Raw genomic sequence first — 18,421 nt, 5'->3', positions numbered from 1 at the left:
AGTTCCCGCCCAAATGATCTAAGTCTATACCATTTGCCAAGGGCGGATCGCGCCGCCCGTCCGAGGGAGCGAACGATGAGCGGAATCCGCGAAGGCATGCCGGTCCTGGCCCGCCACGCTGGCGAATGGGAAGGCGAATACATTCACGTCGATCCCGACAACAACCTGATCGACCGCCACCGCTCGCACCTGCAGTGCAAATTCCCCGACGACGGTCCTTTCGCCTACTATCAGATCAACACCTACATCTGGGACGATGGTCGCAAGGAAGAGATCCACTTCCCCGCCACCTATCGTGACGGCCAGATCTGGTGGGACACCGACCGCATCGACGGCCGGGCGTGGGAGATCGACCCTCGCACCGTCTGCCTGACCTGGACCCGCAAGGACATGCCCGGGGCCTATCTGTATGAAATGATCCAGCTGTCTGAGGACGGCAACGACCGCGCCCGCACCTGGCACTGGTTCGAGAACGACAAGCTGTTCAAGCGCACCTGCATCACCGAACGCCGGGTGAAGTGAACCCGCTGCATGAGCACATGCCGGCGCTGGTTCGCCACGCCGGCGTCTGGGAGGGGACCTATCGCACCGTGACGACGGACGGCGTCGAGGTCGACCGCCACGCCTCGCGCATCGAGGTCTCATTCCCGGACGACGGCCCCTACGCCTACGTCCAGAAGAACCGCTTCACCTGGCCCGACGGCCGGGTGATGGAGGCCGAGCACCCCGGCGTCTATCGCGACGGCCGCCTGTGGTGGGACACCGGCCTGATCCAGGGATCGGCCTGGCAGGGCGACGATCGGACCTGCACCCTCACTTGGCAACGGGCTGACGCGCCCGGCGTCCATCTGTATGAGCTGATCGTAATTGCAGCGGATGGGCTGACGCGTGCGCGAACCTGGCACTGGTTCCGCGACGGTGTCTGCTGGCAGCGGACCCTGATTGATGAGCGGAGAATCTGATCGAGCGGCGCAGCAGGGCGTGGACGCCCTCTACGTCGGCGAGGTTGTTCACCAGCGTACCGCCGGGTTCGAGCACCGCCTGCGCTACGGCCTCTACATGCTGCTGCTCGACATCAACGGTCTGGATCAGGCGGTGCGACGCCTTCGCCTGCTGCGTCCAGGTCGCTTCGGCCTGATGAGCTTCACCCCGCGCGACCACGGCGATCGGTCCGGCGCGCCCCTCCGGGGCCAGATCGAGGCGCATCTGGCCGCGGCAGGCATCGACATCCAGGGCGGGGCGATCCGCCTTCTGACCATGCCGCGCATCCTCGGCTACGGCTTCAATCCACTGAGCGTCTATTTCTGTCACCGGCCCGACGGCTCGGTTGCCGCTCTCGTCTACGAGGTCACCAACACCTTCCAGGAACGGCATAGCTATCTGGTCGCCGTGCCGGAGGGTGCGCCCGTCAGCCTCGTTCGGCAGACGACCGAAAAGCGGTTCTTCGTCTCGCCTTACATGGATCAGGCGCTGACCTACGACTTCACCGTCCGGCCGCCCGGCGAGGCGGTGTCGGTCGTGGTCGCTGTTCGTCGTGGCGAGACGCCGATCCTGACCGCGTCCTTCGCGGGTCGTCGGCGGCCCCTGACGGATGCCGAGCTGCTGCGCGCCTTCGTCACCCATCCCCTCCTGACGTGGAAGGTGACCTTCGGCATCCACTGGGAGGCACTGAAGATGATGCTCAAGGGAGCGCAGTACCGGCATCGGGGTCGTCCTCCAGGCGATCCGGTCAGTCTCGGACACGCCCGTTCACCGCCTGCGACCGCGATTGACGTAGGCCGGTAGTAAGGTGCGCTCCACCGTAGACCTTGAGGGACGTCGTGGCTGGTCGAAGAGACTCCATCAACGTGGTGCACTCCCTGCACTCCCTGCACTCCTTGCACTGCTTGCACGCGGTTTTGGCCACCTTGCTCCCGTCCCTTTCGCGGGTTAGGGACGACGAAAGCCTGCGATTATTCATCAGCCGGTGAAAAAGGGAGAGCGATGCGCAAGATCTACGCTGATGCCAAATCCGCGCTGAAAGGCCTGACCTTCGACGGGATGACCGTCATGTCCGGCGGCTTCGGTCTGTGCGGCATCCCCGAGAACCTGATCGCGGCGCTGCGTGACAGCGGGGTCAAGGGCCTGACTGTCATCTCCAACAACGCCGGCGTCGACGGCTTTGGCCTGGGTCAGCTGCTGGAAACCCGCCAGATCGCCAAGATGATCTCGTCCTATGTCGGCGAGAACAAGGAGTTCGAGCGCCAGTATCTGGCCGGCGAGCTGGAGCTGGAGTTCAATCCGCAGGGCACGCTCGCCGAGCGCATCCGCGCGGGCGGAGCGGGCATCCCCGCCTTCTTCACCGCCACCGGCGTCGGCACCCTTGTGGCCGAGGGCAAGGAAGTCCGAGAGTTCGACGGCCGCCAATACGTCATGGAGACCGGCCTCGTCGCCGACCTGTCGATCGTCAAGGCGTGGAAGGCCGACGAGCGCGGCAACTTGGTGTTCCGCAAGACCGCCCGCAACTTCAACCCGATGATGGCCACGGCCGGCAAGATCACGGTCGTCGAGGTCGAGGAGATCGTGCCCGTCGGCTCGCTCGATCCCGACCATATCCACACGCCGGGCGTCTATGTCGACCGCCTGATCCAAGGCACGTTCGAGAAGCGCATCGAGCAACGCACCGTTCGCGCACGCGAAGCCGCCTGACACTCAGCCAGAGGGGACAAAGACATGGCCGAAGGATCGGACAACCAGCACCTCAAGAGCATCAGCGACAAGCTGACCTGGGGGGTGATCTTCCTGTTCATCATCATGCTGAACACCTGCTCGCTCAACGACGACATCGAGGACGCCATTCGCGACCGTCGTGACGAGCCTGCTCCGACCGCACCCGCCGCGCCTGCGCCCGCGCCCGCGACGACCCAAGGCTGACCCATGCCCCGCACCCGTGAACAGCTCGCTGAACGCGCCGCCCAGGAGCTTCAGGACGGCTTCTATGTGAACCTCGGCATCGGCATCCCGACGCTGGTGGCCAACTACATCCCGGCCGGGATGGAGGTCACGCTGCAGTCCGAGAACGGCATGCTCGGCATGGGACCCTTCCCCTATGACGACGAGGTCGATCCCGACCTGATCAACGCCGGCAAGCAGACGATCACCGAGATCCCCGAGAGCAGCTATTTCAGCTCGGCCGACAGCTTCGCCATGATCCGGGGCGGCCACATCAACCTGTCCATCCTGGGCGCCATGGAAGTGGCCGAGAACGGCGACATCGCCAACTGGATGATCCCGGGCAAGCTGGTGAAGGGCATGGGCGGGGCCATGGACTTGGTGGCGGGTGTCAAGCGCGTCGTCGTGGTCATGGAGCACGCCAACAAGCACGGCCAGTCCAAGGTGCTGAAGCGCTGCACCCTGCCGCTGACCGGCACGGGCGTGGTCAGCCGCATCATCACCGACCTGTGCGTCTTCGACGTCAAGCCGGGCGGCGCGGGGCTGGAGCTGATCGAGCTGGCCGACGGCGTGACCGTGGACGAGGTCGCGGCCAAGACGGAGGCCACCTACACGGTTTCCCAAACCCTCAAGGCTGCGGCATAGTTAACTCCGACACCGGCTCCGCCAGAGGGCCGGACGATGGAGGGTGACATGACCGACGGCTCGCCGCCGACCGCCTCGGACCGCCTCGCCGCGATCCGCGCCGCCATGACCGATGACGCCGAGGCCGGGGCCGCGTTCGGCGAGCCTGTGCGGGCCACCGTCGAAGTGGCGCTGGCGCGTGTTGAAACTCTCGCTGGAAGCGCCCCGCACGCCGAGGCCGCCGCTTTGCTGGAGCACATCCGCGACCGCGTCTCGGGCCTCGATCCCGCCCGGCTGGAGCCGCGCGGGGGCCTGGGCGGCCTGTTCGACAGCCGGGGCAAGCGGCTGAAGGCTTTCCGCGCCGCCTATCTGGCCAGCGCCGACGCTGCGTCCTCGGGCGCGACCGATCTGGCCGAGCGCGGCGCCGCCATTGCCCGCCGGGGCGAGGACCTGGAAAGCCTCTGGGGCGAACTGCGCGCAGGTGTGTCGGCCCTCGACGACCATCTGGAAGCCGGCCGCGCCTGGCTGAGCGACCGCGCCGCCACGCCCCCGCCCAGCCCCGTCCCGCCGGAAGCCGCCGCCGCCTTCGAGGACATGCCCGAGGAGGCCGCTCCGGACGCGCCGTCGGAGGAGGGTGCGCCTCCGGAGGCGGTCGCTTCCCCTGTCGAAGAGATTCAGGAGGCTCCGGCTTCCGCATCGACCGCATCCGCGCCTGACACCCCACACGCCGACGACACGCCATCGGCTGAGGCGACGCCGCCGGAGACTGGGGCGATCCCCGAGCGCGCCGAACCGTCCGATCCGGAGACCGTCGCGCAGGAGACCATCGCGCATAGCGCCGACACAGACGCAGGCGACACGGTCGTGGCCGAAGCCTCGTTAGAACTCCAGCCAGCCCCTGAGTCCGAGCCGGTGCTCGAGCCCGTGCCCGAGCCCGCACCGGCCGAGGTGACGACCCTGCCACACCCCCTGGACGCCCGGCTGGAGGCCTTGGCCGCATTGCGCGCCCGCGCCGTCGCGGCCCTCCCTCGCGTCCGGTCCCTCCAGAACGCCGACCACGCCGTGCCGGCGGTTCTCTCGTCGGCGCGGGACCGGATCGAGACCTGGCGCGCGGACTGGCGCGACGCGCTCGGCCTGTCCGGCAAGCGGCCCAGGAAGGTCAGGCCCGATCCTGTTCGTCTGGCGGAATCCAGGCAGGCGCTCATCGGAGGGCTGGGCGAGGCCGAACGCACCGCTTCCGCGGCCCGTGCGCGGCTGGGCGAGCTTTCGCCACCCGCACCGTCCGTCGAGGCGCCCAGGGCGGCGGCTTAGGCTTTCGGAGATCGGGGGCCCGGCGAGAGCGTCCTTGCCGGGCCGTCAGATCATGAAGCTCAGGCCCCGCGACGCCATGTTCCGCAGGTTCGGGAAGATGACGTCCAGGTTGGTTTCCGACACCCCCAGCCAGCGGCCCAGCGTCGCCCCGTACTGGTCCACAGACGTCGTCGGGATCAGATAGGACCGGGTCATGTCCGGGTTGCGGAACGTGCCCTGATCGATGCCCAGCGTCGGATACTGGCCATAGATGTCGCCGCCCCGGACCGATCCGCCCATCACCAGGTGGTGCCCGCCCCAGGCGTGGTCGGTGCCGTCGCCATTGGTGTTGAAGGTCCGCGAGAAGTCCGATGCGGTGAAGGTCGTCACCGCATTCCTCATGTTCACCCCGCCGATGTTGGCCAGCGCCCCGTCGAAATACGACAGGGCGTGCGCCACCTTGGCCAGGTTGTTGCCCTGGGCCGCGTTCTGGAAGTCGTGGGTGTCCCAGCCGCCCAGGCTGACGAAGAAAACCTGACGCCGGATACCCAGCGCCGGGGCTGCCGCGATCATCCGGGCCACGGTCTGCAACTGGGTGGCCAGGGTGTTGTTCTCGGTCGCGCCCGTGATCGGGTTGCGATAGGCCGGCGCGGTCGCCACCCCGGTCACCGCCGAGGAGGCGAAGACGTTGTTCAGCGTCGTCGAAGCCCCGATCGAGCGGCCGGTGGTCGTGGCGTAGTCGGCCGCGAACAGACTGGCCGACGAGGTGTCGGTGATGATCTCTCGCACCCTCTGCGGCGCGACGGTCGATCCGAACAGATTGGTCCCCGACTGGCCCGTAATGACCACGGCGGGCTGGGCCCCCGTGCTCATCTGGTACTGGACCACGCTCTGTCCCGACAGGAACACCGCATTGCCCGCCGTCGACACGGCCGTGAACAGCGAGGACGTGCCGTTCTGGCTGGAGAGCAAGTCCCCGAACCGCCCGCCCCAGCCCGTGCGCGCGCCCTCGGTCTGGCCCGCCTGCCAGGTCGACTGCTGGTCGTTGTGCGAGAACAGGTTGGACGGGAAGGGGGCGGTTCGGGCCTCGTACTGGGCCTTGGTGATCGGCTGGATCAGGGTGCCGACGTTGGCGACGACGGCCAAACGATCCGCGTCAAACAGGTCCTTCACCGGCTGCATGAAGGGATGCAGGGCAAAGGTTCGCGTCGTGGCGTTGGTGCCCGCCGGGATCGGGTTCAGGGTGCGCGGCACGATCGGCAAGACCCCGCCCCAGGCCTCGGGCGAGTCCGCCGCCGAGACGCGGCCCGTGACCGGATTGGTCGCTCCGACCGGCGTCGGCGCCGTGCCCAACGGCATCAGGGCGATAGGGTCGTTGCCGGTGTTGCGCGCCGCGAAGTAGCGGGTCCAGCTGTCGTTGTCGGTCGCCAGCACCATGTTGTGGCTGTCGTTGCCGCCGAACAGGAAGACGCAGACCAGGGCCCTGTAGTCCGGCGCGCTCTGGCTGGCGGCGTTGCCGGCGGCGGCCAGCTGGGCGGCGAAGGGGGCGGCGGCCCCCAGCATGGACATGCCGCCGGTGATCCGGAGCAGCTGGCGGCGGGTGTATCTTCCGTGGCTCATCGTCCCGCCCTCACCGCTGGACCAGATATTCGGGCGACACCATCGTCATGTAGACGGCGAGGCGAGCCCGGTTCAGAAGCGCCGCGTCGATGGCGGCCTGGTTCGTACCGGTCGAGGCCGGAACGGCGACGGAGTTGACGCTCTCGACGATGCGCGCCCTCAGCGTGGACGACATCTGGCCATAGAGCAGCATCCGGTTCATCCGGTCGGCCAGGGCGTTGGCATCGCTGGCGACCGCCACCTCGCGCGTATAGGCCGAGCGCACGTCGGCTCCGGTTCCGATGCCCGTGCCGATCGCCGTCTGCATGGTGTTGGCGTAACCGGCGACGGTGACCTCATCGACGATCTGGAACTCGGGCACCGTCAGGTTCTGGGCGCCCGCCCGGGTGTTCGGAGGCACGTATCCCGGCCGGTAGAAGTTGAAGACCGAGGGGCTGGCCAGCGCCGACTGCCCCAGCGAGGTGTTCCCGCTGGTTGAATTCAGCAAATAGTTGCCGCTCACCGAGGTCGCGCCGAAGGCCCGCATCCAGTTGGTCATGCGCACGATCGGCTCGCGGATTTTGCCGAAGGTGGCGCTGGAGGCCGAGTTGATGTCGCGGGCCTCGGCGTCCAGCAGGATGGTTCGCACCACCGCCGCCAGGTCGCCGCGGGTACCCGAACCGTTGTTGATGAACGCCGCCGAGCAGCGACCGACGTAGCCGGGCGAGGGGTTCGACGTCACCAGGCGCTGGATCAGCTGCTTGCAGATGAAGGGCGGGACGTTGGCGTGGTTGAAGATGGCGTCCAGGGCGATCCTCAAGTCGCCTGCCGCGTCGTTGGTCCCGGCCGGAATGGTGACACCCAGGAAGGTCTTGGCGGTGATCGAGTGGTACTGCGGATAGACAATCATGGGACGGACGACCGCGTCCGCGTTCCGGTTGCCGCCAAAGAAGGTGTTGTTGGTCGGGTTGGGATGATACCAGCTGAAGCCCGTGAACACCTTGGCCAGCTGACTGATGTCGTTGGCCGTATAGGTCGGGATCGGATTGCCCTGTCCGTCGCGGCGCAGGGTGCCGTCGTTGTTCAGCTCAAACACGCCGATCGACATCAGCTGCATGACTTCGCGGGCGTAGTTCTCGTCCGGAGACCGGCCCGTCGAGGGGTCTTCGCGCTGATTGGCCAGATGGGTCAGGTAGATGCCCATCATGGGATGCAGCGACACCTGCTCGAGCAGGGTGCGGTAGTTGCCGAAGGCATTGGCCCCCAGCATGTCGTAGTAGGACGCCGCGCCCCGCACATCGATGTTGGAATCGTTCATCGAGATGACGAAGATCTGCGACAGGGCGAACTTCATCCGTTCGCGCAGCTGGGCCTGGCCGGTCGCGCCATACAGCCAGAAGCTCTCGTAGAACTGGTTGGCGCTGAGGTTGGCGGTCGGGTTGGTCAGTCGGATTTGCGCCAGACGGTTCTCGACATAGGTCTGATGCGACGAGGACTGGAGAGCGATCTGGGCGTTGATGTAGGCCGAATAGCCCTGGGTCTTGACCGCTTCGATCTCGGCGTCGGTCGGCCCGAAGGTCGCCTGGGTCAGGAACTTGGCCGCTTCCGCGTCCGATATGGTCGGCGCGGGCGTGGGCGGCGGGCCGCCGCCGCCGGAGTTGCCTCCGCCCCCACCGCTGCCGCCTCCGCAGGAGGCGAGACCAAGCATCAGCGCGGCCGGCAGGGCGGCCCGTCTGAACCCTTGAAGCAGTCCGGATAGTCTCACGTCTGTCCCCCGACCCACGTGTTGATTTGGCGACGCTACGACTGTTCCACGGCGCGGGTGAAGAGTTTCCGTCGCCGCGCGGTGAATTTCATCTTCACCGTGTGCGGATCTCTGCGGGCTGGCCAAGCCGGTCGTAGGCGCCCTACAGACGCAGAAAAGAGCGGGGAGATTTCCAATGCTGTCGCGCACCGTCCTGAGCGCCCTGATCGCCGTGTCGCTGGCGACGCCGGGCCTGAGCCAGACGCCGCCTCCGGCCGCCGCACCGGCAGAAGCTCCAGCCGACGAAACCCCCGACTGGGACGTTCAGAATCCTCCCGGTCCGGCTTCCGACGTCCAGATCGATGTCACTGAAGGCACCTGGATGGCGCTGGACGTCAGCCCGGACGGCCGCGAGATCGTCTTCGACCTGCTCGGCGACATCTACGTCATGCCCATCGAGGGCGGAGAGGCCCGCGCCATCGCCTCGGGCGTCGCCTGGGACATGCAGCCCAAGTTCTCGCCGGATGGCACCCAGATCGCCTTCACCTCGGACCGGGGCGGCGGCGACAACATCTGGATCATGAACCGCGACGGCTCCAACCCGACGCAGGTGTCCGACGAGAGCTTCCGGCTGGTCAACTCTCCGGAATGGACGCCGGACGGCGAGTTCATCGTGGCCCGCAAGCACTTCACTTCGTCCCGGTCGCTGGGCGCCGGCGAAATGTGGATGTGGCACCGCTCGGGCGGGGGCGGCGTGCAGCTGACTGAGCGGCGGACCCAGCAGAAGGACACGGGCGAGCCCGCCTTCTCGCCCGACGGCCGCTACCTGTATTTCTCCGACGACGCCACGCCGGGACCGACGTTCGAATACTCCAAGGACGTCAACGGCGAGATCTACGTCATCCAGCGGCTGGACCGCGAGACGGGCGAGATCGAAGAATATCTGTCCGGCCCCGGCGGTTCGATCCGGCCGACGCCGTCGCCGGACGGTCGCTCGCTCGCCTTCATCCGGCGCGTCCGCTACCAGTCGACCCTGTTCGTGATGGACATCGACAGCGGTCGCGAGACGCCGATCTATAACGGTCTGGACCGCGATCTGCAGGAGACCTGGGCTGTCCACGGCGTCTATCCGGCCTTCAGCTGGACGCCGGACAACCGCTCCATCGTCGTCTGGGCCGGCGGCAAGATCCGCCGCATCGACGTGGCCACGGGCGTGGCGACCGACATCCCCTTCGGCGTCAACGACACCCGCCGCATCCAGGAGGCCGTGCGCTTCCCCGTCGACGTCGCGCCGGATCAGTTCGACGTGCGGATGATCCGCTGGGCCCAGACCTCGCCGGGCGGCTCTCGCGTGGTGTTCGAGGCGCTGGGCCACCTTTGGATCCGCGACCTGCCGGAGGGGACGCCGCGTCGCCTGACCCACCAGTCCGACCACTTCGAGCTCTATCCCAGCTGGTCGCGCGACGGCCGCTCCATTGTCTACACGACCTGGGACGATCAGGAGATGGGCACGGTCCGCGTCGTCCCGGCCTCGGGCGGGGAGGGGCGGGTCGTCACCCGCCGTCCGGGGCATTATGTCGAACCCGTCTTCTCGCCGGACGGCCGCACCATCGTCTTCCGCAAGACCTCGGACGGCTTCCTGACCTCGGGCCTGTATGGCCGCGACACGGGCCTGTATCGCGTCTCCGCCTCGGGCGGCGACGCCACCCTGATCACCGACGAGGGCCGCGCGCCCCAGTTCGGCGCGAGCGGCGATCGCCTATACTTCACAGGCCGCCAGGAAACGAACGCCGCGCTGAAGTCCGTCGACCTGAACGGGGGCGATGAGCGCGTCCACCTGCTCAGCGAATGGGCCGCCGACTTCGCCATCTCGCCGGACGAGCGTTGGGTGGCCTGGAACGAGCGGTTCAACGCCTTCGTCGCGCCTTTCGCCCGCACCGGCCGCCCGGTGACCCTGTCGGCAGACGGCAAGGCCTTGCCTCAGACCCGGTTCACCCGCGATGCCGGGGACTGGCTGCACTGGTCGGGGGATTCCAGCCGCCTGAACTGGGCCTTGGGGCCGCAGCTGTTCAGCCGCGACCTGAACCAGGGTTTCGCCTTCGTGGAGGGCGCGCCCGCCGATCTGCCCGATCCGCCCGAGACCGGCATCAACATCGGCTTCACCCAGGCCGCCGATCGTCCCGAAGGCCAGCTGGCGCTCGTCGGCGCCCGTATCGTCACCATGGACGGCGAGCGCGTCATCGAGGATGGCGTGATCGTCACCGATGGCAACCGCATCGCCGCCGTCGGCGCGCGCTCGGAGGTCCAGATCCCGGCCGGCGCCGAGGTCGTGGATGTCTCCGGCAAGACCATCATCCCCGGCCTCATCGACGCCCACTGGCACGGCTCGATGGGCTCGGACGAGATCATCCCCGAGCAGAGCTGGGTCAACTACGCCGCGCTCGCCTTCGGCGTGACGACGATCCACGATCCGTCCAACGACACCTCCGAGATCTTCGCCCATTCCGAACTGGCCCGCGCCGGCCGGGTTGTCGGGCCGCGTATCTTCTCGACCGGCACGATCCTGTACGGCGCCAACACGCCCTTCACGGCGGTGGTCAACGACCTGGACGACGCCCTGTCGACGCTGCGCCGCATGCAGGCGGTCGGAGCCTGGAGCGTCAAGAGCTACAACCAGCCGCGCCGCGAGCAGCGTCAGCAGATCATCGAGGCCGCGCGCCAACTGGGCATGAACGTCGTACCGGAGGGCGGCTCCCTCTATCAGCACAACATGTCGATGATCGTGGACGGCCACACCACGATCGAGCACTCCATCCCGCTGGCCAACCTGTATGACGACGTCCACGACCTGTGGCGCCAGTCCGAGACGGCCTACAACCCGACCCTGGTCGTGGCCTATGGTGGCAGCTTTGGGGAGAACTACTGGTATCAGGAGAGCCCAGTCTGGGATCACCCGATCCTGACCCAGTATGTGCCGCGCCGCATCCTGGACGCCCGCGCCCGTCGTCCGGTGACCCTGCCCGAGGACGAGTGGAACCACATCAACATCGCCCGCGAAGCCGTGCGCCTGAACGACCTCGGCGTCGACGTCGCCATCGGCGCCCACGGCCAGCGCGAGGGCCTGGCCGCCCACTGGGAGATGTGGATGCTGCAGCAGGGCGGAGCCACGCCGATGCAGGCCATCCGCGCCGCCACGATCGGCGGGGCGAGGGCTCTCGGGCTCGATCGCGACATCGGCTCGCTTCAGGTCGGCAAGCTGGCCGATCTGGTGGTGCTGGACGCCAATCCGCTGGAGAACATCCGCAACACCACCTCGATCCGCTACACCCTGGCCAACGGCCGTCTCTACGACGACCGGATGAACGAGGTCGGTCTGCGCCAACGGCCGCGCGCGCCCTTCTGGTTCGAGCGCGAGGGCGACGAGGGCTTCGTTCCGGGTTCGACGCACACGGAGACGGACGGTCACGGGCACGGCGACTGACGCTTTTGCGGCCGGACGCGGGGTGATGTAGGGAAGGGACGAACCCGCTCCTTCCCATCCCCTTTTCCATGCGCGCGGCCGTCCGGCCGACCGCAGGCCCGTCATGACCGAAACCTCGCCCGCCCAGACCTCCGCCCTCGTCCTGTTCTCCGGCGGACAGGACAGCGCCACCTGCCTCGCCTGGGCGCTGGAGCGATACGCGCGCGTGGAGACCGTCGGTTTCGATTACGGCCAGCGCCACGCGGTGGAGATGGCGGCGCGGCTGCGCGTGCGCGACGGCATGGCGGCGGCGCTGCCCGACTTCGCAGATCGTCTGGGCCCCGACCACGTCGTCGACCTGACCGGCTTTGGCGCTATCGGCGAGACGGCGCTCACCACCGACCGCGCCATCGAGATCGACGCGCGCGGCCTGCCGACCACCTTCGTGCCCGGTCGAAATCTGGTGTTCCTGAGCGTGGCGGCGGCTCTGGCCGACCGGCGCGGGCTGGACCTCCTGGTCGGCGGCATGTGCGAGACGGACTTCTCCGGCTACCCGGACTGCCGCCGCGACACCATCGAGGCCATGAGCCGGGCCCTGACGCTGGGCCTCGACAAACCCGTGCCCATCGAGACGCCCCTGATGGCCCTGACCAAGGCCCAGACCTGGGCGCTGGCTGACCGTATCGGCGGGGCGGACCTGGTCGAGCTGATCGTGGAGGAGAGCCACACCTGCTATCGCGGCGACCGCGCGCACCACCACGCCTGGGGCTACGGCTGCGGCGAGTGCCCCGCCTGCGAACTCCGCGCCGCCGGATGGATCGAATGGACCGCCGGCGCATGACCTATTCGGTCAAGGAGACCTTCCTGACGATCCAGGGGGAGGGCGGTCAGGCCGGCCGCCCCGCCGTCTTCTTGCGCTTCGCCGGTTGCAATCTGTGGAGCGGGCGCGAGCAGGATCGCGCGACTGCCGTCTGCACCTTCTGCGACACCGACTTCGTCGGCACCGACGGCGACGGTGGCGGCAAGTTCGCCGATGCCGAGGCCCTCGCCGACCACGTCGCCGCCTTCTGGATCGGCCGCGACGGCGACCCGCGTCTGGTCGTCTGCACCGGCGGAGAGCCGCTGCTGCAACTGGACCCGGTCCTGATCGCGGCGCTGAAGGCGCGCGGCTTCGAGATCGCCCTGGAGACCAACGGCACTATCGCCGCGCCCCCCGGCATCGACTGGATCTGCGTCAGCCCCAAGGCCGCCGCGGCGGTGGTGCAGACGACTGGTCAGGAGCTGAAGCTGGTCTATCCGCAACCGCTCGCCATGCCCGACCGCTTCGAAGACCTCGCCTTCGACCGCTTCTGGCTGCAGCCGATGGATGGGCCTGATCAGGCGGCGAACACGGCTGCGGCGATCGACTACTGCCTGGCCAACCCGAAATGGCGGCTCAGCGTCCAGACGCACAAATACATCGGCGTGCGCTGATGCGGGTTCGGCCGTACACGCCTGGCGACGCTGAGGCGATGGCCGCGCTGTATCAGAGGTCCGTGCGGGCGGTGGGGCCCTCGGACTATGCACCCGTGCAGGTCGAGGCCTGGGCCGGCGCCGGCCCGTCGGCCATACACTTCGCCGAGCGCATGCAGGACGGCCGTTGGGCCTTCGTCGCCGACCGGGCAGAGGGCGAGCTATTGGGCTTCATCGATCTGGAAGCCGACGGCCACATCGACTTCCTATACGTCGCGCCGGAGGTCCAAGGCCGTGGCGTCGCCGACCGGTTGCTGGATGCGGTGGAGCAGATCGCTCGCTCAGCCGATGTCCAGCGTCTCTATTCGGAGGCCAGCGAAGCGGCTCGCCGCTTCTTCGTCCGGCGCGGATTCGTCGTCCTGCATCGCCGGGACTTCGAGGTCGCCGGCGTGCCGATCCACAACTACGCGGTGGAGAAGCGCCTCTAGCAGCGCCGTCCCTGGCGCTGCCGTTCCTCGCAGCGGCGCTGCTCGCGCTCATACTCGCGCTGCTCGCGCTCGCGGCGGGCGCGCGTCTCCTCGTCCGAAGTGGTCACGGCGTCGACGCCCGCGCCGACGACCGCCCCCGTCGCCTTGGCCGCTCCGCCCACGACGGCTCCGGCCGTGCCAACGACGGCCCCGACCAGGCACCCCTGGAGCATCAAGGAGCCCGCCAGAACGGCGGACAGGGCGGCGGCGCGGCGCAGGGCTTGGATCATGGGTGGCATGTGGCACGGTCTTGGTGAACCAAAGATGACCTAATCTTCACGCCTCTGCGGCCGGGATCGTCGTAACGTCGCTCAATGAGGTGGAGGGGCGAATGAAGGCGATACGCCTGGGCGTGCTGGTCCTGCTGACGGTGGCGGCGACCTTCGCCCTGCATGAGCTGGCTCACGGTCTGACCGGGGCCGCGCTCGGTTATGAGATCTTCGTGCGGGCGAACAGTTCCGGCCTGGCGGGCGGCGGCGCCTATGACAGCGACCTGCACCGCGATCTGGTCGCCGCAGCAGGACCGGCGGTGACTCTCTTGCAAGGGTTGGTCGCCGCCTTGTGGATCCGCACGCGACCGGGCCTGATCGCCCTCGGCATCGTCCTGTCGGCGCTGTTCATGAGGATCCTGGCCGCCTTCGCGAGCCTAGGTAATCCAAACGACGAGGCGCGCCTCGGCCTCTCCTGGGGCGTGGGCCCCTGGGCCATCCACGCCCTGGTCATCCTGATCCTGCTCGGGCTGGCCGTCTGGAGCGCAAGGCGCGTCCGACCGCGCCTCGCGCCGCTGATCGGCCTGCTGGTCCTGATCCAGATCGGCGTCGCGGCCGTCGCCCTCGGAGAGCGCCTGCTCCCCACGCTCACCCTCTGACCGTCTCAGCCGACCTGCGCGCGGTGCCTCAGCATCGCATCGGCCAGCACGCAGGCGGCCATCGCCTCGACCACGGGCACACCCCGCAGTGCCACACAGGGGTCGTGACGGCCCTTGGTCCTAAGATCGGTCTCGGTCCTGTCGCGCGTCACCGTTCGGCGTGGCGCCAGGATCGACGAGGTCGGCTTGAACGCCACCCGCGCCGTGATCGTCTGGCCCGTCGAGATGCCGCCCAGAATGCCGCCCGCGTGGTTGGACAGGTATTCGATCTGGCCATCCGGCCCCAGCCGCATCTCGTCGGCGTTGTCCTCGCCCGATAGCTCCGCCGCGCCGAAGCCCGCGCCGATCTCCACGCCCTTGACGGCGTTGATGCTCATCAGCGCGGCGGCCAGTTCCGCGTCCAGCTTGCCGTAGAGCGGCGCACCCCAGCCCGCAGGGACGCCCGAGACCTCCAGCGCCACCACGGCGCCGATCGACGAGCCTGCCTTGCGGACCTCGTCTAGATACGCCTCCCACGCCGGAACGGCCTCGACCGAGGCCGCGAACAGCGGGTTGTCGTAGACGGCGTCGAAATCCACGGCGTCTGCCGCGATCCGGTGCGGCCCCAGCTGCACTACGCCGGCGCGGATGACCACCTCGTCGCCCAGCACCTTTCTCGCCACCGCGCCCGCAGCGACCCGGCTGGCGGTCTCGCGCGCCGAGGACCGGCCGCCGCCGCGATGATCGCGCACGCCGTACTTGGTCTGATAGGTGACGTCGGCGTGGCCGGGGCGATAGGCGCGGGCGATCTCGCCATAGTCCTTGGAACGCGCGTCCTCGTTCTCGATCTGGATGGCGATAGGCGTGCCAGTCGTCACCGGCCCAGCGCCGTCATCGAACACACCGGACAGGATACGAGCGGTGTCGCTCTCCTTCCTCTGGGTGACGAAGCGACTGCCGCCAGGCTTCCTGCGGTCCAGCCAAGGCTGGAGATCGACTTCGGTCAGGGAGATCAGCGGCGGGCAGCCGTCGACGACACAGCCGATCGCCGGCCCGTGGCTCTCGCCCCAGGTCGTGACGCGAAACAGATGGCCGAAGGTGTTGTGGGACATGACCCGCGACGCTTAGGCCGCCAGCCGGTCCGGCGTCCAGACGCGGGTGAAGCGGGCCAGCAGATCCTCGGCCGCTGACGGCACGTCATCGGCGGGCGTCAGGTGCACGAACAGATGCCCCTGCGGGCGCCGTCCGCGCGCGGGCAGGCCCAGCCCGCGCAGCCTCAGCCGTACGGGATGGGACAGACCGGCTGTGACCCACGCCGCGTGCGAACCCGCATGGGTTTCGATCTCGATCCGCCCGCCATCGGTCAGCAGACGACGCGGCGTGTCCCAGGTCATGTGCAGATCATCACCGACCACCGTCAGACCCTCGCTTGAGCGGATCAGAACGGGCAGATGCAGGTCCCCACCATCGTCGGCGGCGCCTCTCAGGCGCAGGTGCTCGCCCGATCGCATCCCGGCCGGAGCGCGCACACGCAGCGTCCGCCCGCCAAGACGAACCTCAGCGATCCCGCCTTCCAACGCCTGATGCGGGGTCAGGCCGATGACGGGCAGGGCGGCCGGGCGCTGGCGCGGGGCGGCGAGGGCGGCGCGGACGCCTCCGCGCGACTGGATCAAGCGATAGGCGGCGATGACTCTCCGGAACCGCTCGTCGTCGCCGCCGGGGAGGTCGGGCCGCGCCGACTTCACCGCCAGGCGGAAGGCTCGCACGACCGCCGCCTGATCCGTCGGCCCGTGCAGGCCCAGGACGGCGAAGGCGTCGGTCAGGGAGGGGCCGGAGGCGGACATGCGACGAATAGGCCGCGATCATGGTCAAGGCGGGGTTAACCGTGCGGGCCGCGGCACCGCTTGCTATAGCGTCCTCATGACCAGCCCCGTGATCCCGCCCAGCCCCAGCCGCGAGGAATACGCCCGCGACTACGCCGCCGCGCTCGCCGCCAACGGCGACGAAACCATCTTCGACCGCGCCGAGCCCATCGGCCTGATCGTCGACTGGCTGGCCGACGCCCGCGCTCATGAGCCGAACGATCCCAATGCGATGGCCCTGTCGACCGTCGATGCCGACGGCGTGCCCGACAGCCGCATGGTGCTGCTCAAGGACATCGATGCGCGCGGCCTGACCTTCTACTCGAATGCCGAGAGCGCCAAGGGCCTGCAACTGTCGGGCAAGCCGCATGTGGCCCTGCTGTTCCACTGGAAGACCCTGCGCCGGCAGGTCCGCGTGCGCGGCACCGTCGAAGCCGTCACTGTGGCCGAAGCCGACGCCTATTTCGCCAGTCGTGCTCGCGAAAGCCGGATCGGCGCCTGGGCCTCGGACCAGTCCCGACCCCTGCCGGATCGCGCCGCCCTGGAAGCCGCCGTCGCCCGCGAGACCGCGCGGTTTGAGGGCGTCGAGCCGCCCCGGCCGCCCCACTGGACAGGCTGGCGCGTCGTCCCGCGTTCGGTGGAGTTCTGGCGCGACCGACCCTATCGGCTGCACGACCGGCTGAGGTTCGACCGCTCAAGCGAGGGCTGGACGAAGACCCGGCTCCAGCCCTGAGGCGTCAGGTCCCGTAGCGGGCCAGGAACGTCTCGACAGCGTCCGAGGCGATCTTCTCTGGCGAACGTTCCGCCTGCACCTCGTCGCCGGTCACCAGGGGCATGAAGAAGACCGGATGCTCGACCATGCCCATCAGCTGGCCCGCCGCCCACGACGCTTTGTCGAACCGGATCTCGCCGCGGTCCGCGAGGGTCTGCAGCGCCTGGATCAGGGGACGTCCGAAATCGCTTCGTCCCCTGTCGAAGAATCGCCGGGCGACCTCTCGGAAGCGCGGCCGCTCGGCCATGACCAGTCGGAACACCGCGCGCACAAAAGGATCGCCCATGAAACGGGCGTAGGCCAGCGCGAAGCCAGTCAGCACCTCGCGCGCGGGTCCGTCGGTCAACCGAACGCATTCCATCTGGCGGGCAAAATCATCGGCGGCGTTCTCGATCACCGCCCCGAACAGATGCTCCTTAGACGGAAAGTATGCATAGAGCGTCGCAGTCGAGACGCAGGCCGCCCGCGCGATCGGCTCGATCCGGGTCGAGGCATAGCCCTGGCTCATGAAGAACCGTCGGGCTTCCCGCACGATCGTGTCCCGTCGCTTGTCCTGGCCGGGTTTCAGGTCGGGCAGAATGCCGGTGGCGTGCGAGTCCATCGGCAGCACGCCTAAACCAATCCGCGCACAACCGGAATACGGACGAACACCGTTACGGTTCTGAATTCATCAGCTTGGCGAGCAAGGGATGGGCCAGCAGCGGTGCGGCCAGCCGCACGACCGCCTGCGGGTCCTCGAGCCGCACAGCGGCAGTAGCATCGGCCACGATGAAGTCGGCCCGTGTGCGCGACGGCTCGGTCAGCCTTTCGTGTCCGGGACGGACGGTCTTCAGATACTGGTCGATCACCGAGCCCGCCGTCCGCCCGCGCTCGGCCTGATCCCGCAGCAGGCGTCGGATGAAGCGGATGTCGGCCGGCGTGTCCACGAACACCCGGATGTCGAACAGATCGGCGAGCGACGGCGTGCACAGCAGGTGTGTGCCTTCCACGATCACGACCGGCGCCGCCCGCACCGGCTCTCCACCCGGCTCTCGGCCGTGGGTGATAAAGGAATAGATCGGGGCGACGATATCGCGTCCGGCCTTCAAGGCGCCCAGGTCGGCCTTCAGCCGCTCGTGATCGCGCGCCGCCACGTCGTCGAAGTCGAACGTCGCCGCATCGAAGCCGGGCAGGGAGGCAGCGTCACGGTAGTAGGAGTCCTCGCGCAGCAGCACCGCCTGACCCGTCGGCAGCACCGCCGCCACGGTCTCGGCCAGCGTCGACTTGCCCGAGCCCGAGCCTCCGGTGATGGCGATGAGGATGGTCATGGCGGG

At 68.4% G+C, this 18,421-nt stretch carries 20 protein-coding genes; 13 read left to right on the top strand and 7 right to left on the bottom strand.

Annotated elements, in window-relative coordinates:
- The first annotated feature begins 75 nt into the window (after positions 1-75).
- The 7 genes from Q333_RS0114190 to Q333_RS0114160 all read left to right on the top strand — a co-directional run bounded on the left by Q333_RS0114190 (position 76) and on the right by Q333_RS0114160 (position 4,866).
- Positions 76-522 carry a DUF3598 family protein gene (locus tag Q333_RS0114190; protein ID WP_029417904.1) on the top strand — a complete coding sequence of 149 codons (447 nt, stop codon included), beginning with the start codon at positions 76-78 and terminating at the stop codon, positions 520-522.
- Positions 519-962 carry a hypothetical protein gene (locus Q333_RS0114185; protein WP_211249717.1) on the top strand — a complete coding sequence of 148 codons (444 nt, stop codon included), beginning with the start codon at positions 519-521 and terminating at the stop codon, positions 960-962. The genes Q333_RS0114190 and Q333_RS0114185 overlap by 4 nt, the downstream gene beginning before the upstream one ends.
- Positions 946-1,785, top strand: a complete 840-nt coding sequence (locus Q333_RS0114180) for a DUF1365 domain-containing protein (protein WP_051651348.1) — start codon at positions 946-948, stop codon at positions 1,783-1,785. The genes Q333_RS0114185 and Q333_RS0114180 overlap by 17 nt, the downstream gene beginning before the upstream one ends.
- 198 nt (positions 1,786-1,983) lie before the next feature.
- On the top strand, positions 1,984-2,688 hold the full coding sequence (locus Q333_RS0114175) for a CoA transferase subunit A (RefSeq protein WP_029417899.1): 705 nt from the start codon (positions 1,984-1,986) through the stop codon (positions 2,686-2,688).
- A gap of 24 nt (positions 2,689-2,712) precedes the next feature.
- Positions 2,713-2,913 (top strand): hypothetical protein, encoded by a 201-nt coding sequence (locus tag Q333_RS0114170; RefSeq protein WP_029417898.1) that lies wholly within the window; start codon positions 2,713-2,715, stop codon positions 2,911-2,913.
- Between the two features lie 3 nt (positions 2,914-2,916).
- Entirely contained in the window at positions 2,917-3,576 is a 660-nt protein-coding gene (locus Q333_RS0114165; protein WP_029417897.1) for a 3-oxoacid CoA-transferase subunit B, read from the top strand.
- Between the two features lie 48 nt (positions 3,577-3,624).
- Positions 3,625-4,866: a hypothetical protein gene (locus Q333_RS0114160; protein ID WP_157072472.1), complete on the top strand. Its 1,242-nt coding sequence runs from the start codon at positions 3,625-3,627 to the stop codon at positions 4,864-4,866.
- A gap of 45 nt (positions 4,867-4,911) precedes the next feature.
- Here the strand turns inward: Q333_RS0114160 and Q333_RS0114155 are convergent, their stop codons facing one another.
- On the bottom strand, positions 4,912-6,465 hold the full coding sequence (locus Q333_RS0114155; protein ID WP_029417894.1) for a DUF1501 domain-containing protein: 1,554 nt from the start codon (positions 6,463-6,465) through the stop codon (positions 4,912-4,914).
- 10 nt (positions 6,466-6,475) lie between these two features.
- Entirely contained in the window at positions 6,476-8,152 is a 1,677-nt protein-coding gene (locus Q333_RS0114150; RefSeq protein WP_051651347.1) for a DUF1800 domain-containing protein, read from the bottom strand.
- A 232-nt stretch (positions 8,153-8,384) separates the two neighbouring features.
- Between Q333_RS0114150 and Q333_RS0114145 the strand changes: the two genes are divergently transcribed.
- The 4 genes from Q333_RS0114145 to Q333_RS0114130 all read left to right on the top strand — a co-directional run bounded on the left by Q333_RS0114145 (position 8,385) and on the right by Q333_RS0114130 (position 13,588).
- Complete coding sequence (locus Q333_RS0114145) at positions 8,385-11,669, top strand: amidohydrolase family protein (protein WP_084176165.1); 3,285 nt, start codon at positions 8,385-8,387, stop codon at positions 11,667-11,669.
- A 103-nt stretch (positions 11,670-11,772) separates the two neighbouring features.
- Entirely contained in the window at positions 11,773-12,489 is a 717-nt protein-coding gene (queC, locus tag Q333_RS0114140) for a 7-cyano-7-deazaguanine synthase QueC (RefSeq protein ID WP_029417891.1), read from the top strand.
- Entirely contained in the window at positions 12,486-13,121 is a 636-nt protein-coding gene (gene queE, locus Q333_RS0114135) for a 7-carboxy-7-deazaguanine synthase (RefSeq protein WP_029417889.1), read from the top strand. The genes queC and queE overlap by 4 nt, the downstream gene beginning before the upstream one ends.
- Positions 13,121-13,588: a GNAT family N-acetyltransferase gene (locus tag Q333_RS0114130; protein WP_029417887.1), complete on the top strand. Its 468-nt coding sequence runs from the start codon at positions 13,121-13,123 to the stop codon at positions 13,586-13,588. Before queE ends, Q333_RS0114130 begins: the two co-directional genes overlap by 1 nt.
- Here Q333_RS0114130 and Q333_RS0114125 read toward each other — a convergent pair.
- Positions 13,585-13,866, bottom strand: coding sequence for a hypothetical protein (locus tag Q333_RS0114125; protein ID WP_245591554.1), 282 nt, complete (start codon positions 13,864-13,866; stop codon positions 13,585-13,587). The two genes, Q333_RS0114130 and Q333_RS0114125, sit on opposite strands and share 4 nt — an antisense overlap.
- A 92-nt stretch (positions 13,867-13,958) precedes the next feature.
- On the opposite strand from Q333_RS0114125, the gene Q333_RS0114120 reads away from it, so the two are divergent.
- Entirely contained in the window at positions 13,959-14,495 is a 537-nt protein-coding gene (locus tag Q333_RS0114120; RefSeq protein WP_029417885.1) for a hypothetical protein, read from the top strand.
- 5 nt (positions 14,496-14,500) lie between these two features.
- Here the strand turns inward: Q333_RS0114120 and aroC are convergent, their stop codons facing one another.
- Both aroC and Q333_RS0114110 read right to left on the bottom strand, forming a co-directional pair.
- Positions 14,501-15,586, bottom strand: coding sequence for a chorismate synthase (aroC, locus tag Q333_RS0114115; RefSeq protein WP_029417884.1), 1,086 nt, complete (start codon positions 15,584-15,586; stop codon positions 14,501-14,503).
- Positions 15,587-15,598: 12 nt separating this feature from the next.
- Positions 15,599-16,318: a DnaJ C-terminal domain-containing protein gene (locus Q333_RS0114110; protein WP_029417883.1), complete on the bottom strand. Its 720-nt coding sequence runs from the start codon at positions 16,316-16,318 to the stop codon at positions 15,599-15,601.
- Between the two features lie 76 nt (positions 16,319-16,394).
- Between Q333_RS0114110 and pdxH the strand changes: the two genes are divergently transcribed.
- Positions 16,395-17,069: a pyridoxamine 5'-phosphate oxidase gene (pdxH, locus tag Q333_RS0114105; protein WP_029417881.1), complete on the top strand. Its 675-nt coding sequence runs from the start codon at positions 16,395-16,397 to the stop codon at positions 17,067-17,069.
- A 4-nt stretch (positions 17,070-17,073) separates the two neighbouring features.
- Here the strand turns inward: pdxH and Q333_RS0114100 are convergent, their stop codons facing one another.
- The gene (locus tag Q333_RS0114100; protein ID WP_051651346.1) at positions 17,074-17,709 is read right to left on the bottom strand and encodes a TetR/AcrR family transcriptional regulator; all 636 of its coding nucleotides are present in this window, start codon (positions 17,707-17,709) and stop codon (positions 17,074-17,076) included.
- Between the two features lie 52 nt (positions 17,710-17,761).
- Positions 17,762-18,415 (bottom strand): uridine kinase, encoded by a 654-nt coding sequence (gene udk / locus Q333_RS0114095; protein ID WP_029417877.1) that lies wholly within the window; start codon positions 18,413-18,415, stop codon positions 17,762-17,764.
- Between the last annotated feature and the right edge of the window lie 6 nt (positions 18,416-18,421).

This window comes from Brevundimonas bacteroides DSM 4726, assembly GCF_000701445.1.
GTDB lineage: Bacteria > Pseudomonadota > Alphaproteobacteria > Caulobacterales > Caulobacteraceae > Brevundimonas > Brevundimonas bacteroides.
This window is presented reverse-complemented; position numbering and strand designations above follow the sequence as displayed.

Bases quoted from the DNA above. Each gene is read 5' to 3' on its own strand.
- queC (WP_029417891.1), top strand. From the start codon at position 11,773: ATGACCGAAACCTCGCCCGCCCAGACCTCCGCCCTCGTCCTGTTCTCC.
- Q333_RS0114100 (WP_051651346.1), bottom strand. From the start codon at position 17,709: ATGGACTCGCACGCCACCGGCATTCTGCCCGACCTGAAACCCGGCCAG.
- Q333_RS0114160 (WP_157072472.1), top strand. From the start codon at position 3,625: ATGACCGACGGCTCGCCGCCGACCGCCTCGGACCGCCTCGCCGCGATC.
- aroC (WP_029417884.1), bottom strand. From the start codon at position 15,586: ATGTCCCACAACACCTTCGGCCATCTGTTTCGCGTCACGACCTGGGGC.
- Q333_RS0114180 (WP_051651348.1), top strand. From the start codon at position 946: ATGAGCGGAGAATCTGATCGAGCGGCGCAGCAGGGCGTGGACGCCCTC.
- Q333_RS0114150 (WP_051651347.1), bottom strand. From the start codon at position 8,152: ATGCTTGGTCTCGCCTCCTGCGGAGGCGGCAGCGGTGGGGGCGGAGGC.
- Q333_RS0114120 (WP_029417885.1), top strand. From the start codon at position 13,959: ATGAAGGCGATACGCCTGGGCGTGCTGGTCCTGCTGACGGTGGCGGCG.
- queE (WP_029417889.1), top strand. From the start codon at position 12,486: ATGACCTATTCGGTCAAGGAGACCTTCCTGACGATCCAGGGGGAGGGC.
- udk (WP_029417877.1), bottom strand. From the start codon at position 18,415: ATGACCATCCTCATCGCCATCACCGGAGGCTCGGGCTCGGGCAAGTCG.
- Q333_RS0114125 (WP_245591554.1), bottom strand. From the start codon at position 13,866: ATGCCACCCATGATCCAAGCCCTGCGCCGCGCCGCCGCCCTGTCCGCC.
- Q333_RS0114130 (WP_029417887.1), top strand. From the start codon at position 13,121: ATGCGGGTTCGGCCGTACACGCCTGGCGACGCTGAGGCGATGGCCGCG.
- Q333_RS0114110 (WP_029417883.1), bottom strand. From the start codon at position 16,318: ATGTCCGCCTCCGGCCCCTCCCTGACCGACGCCTTCGCCGTCCTGGGC.
- pdxH (WP_029417881.1), top strand. From the start codon at position 16,395: ATGACCAGCCCCGTGATCCCGCCCAGCCCCAGCCGCGAGGAATACGCC.
- Q333_RS0114170 (WP_029417898.1), top strand. From the start codon at position 2,713: ATGGCCGAAGGATCGGACAACCAGCACCTCAAGAGCATCAGCGACAAG.
- Q333_RS0114190 (WP_029417904.1), top strand. From the start codon at position 76: ATGAGCGGAATCCGCGAAGGCATGCCGGTCCTGGCCCGCCACGCTGGC.
- Q333_RS0114175 (WP_029417899.1), top strand. From the start codon at position 1,984: ATGCGCAAGATCTACGCTGATGCCAAATCCGCGCTGAAAGGCCTGACC.
- Q333_RS0114155 (WP_029417894.1), bottom strand. From the start codon at position 6,465: ATGAGCCACGGAAGATACACCCGCCGCCAGCTGCTCCGGATCACCGGC.
- Q333_RS0114145 (WP_084176165.1), top strand. From the start codon at position 8,385: ATGCTGTCGCGCACCGTCCTGAGCGCCCTGATCGCCGTGTCGCTGGCG.
- Q333_RS0114165 (WP_029417897.1), top strand. From the start codon at position 2,917: ATGCCCCGCACCCGTGAACAGCTCGCTGAACGCGCCGCCCAGGAGCTT.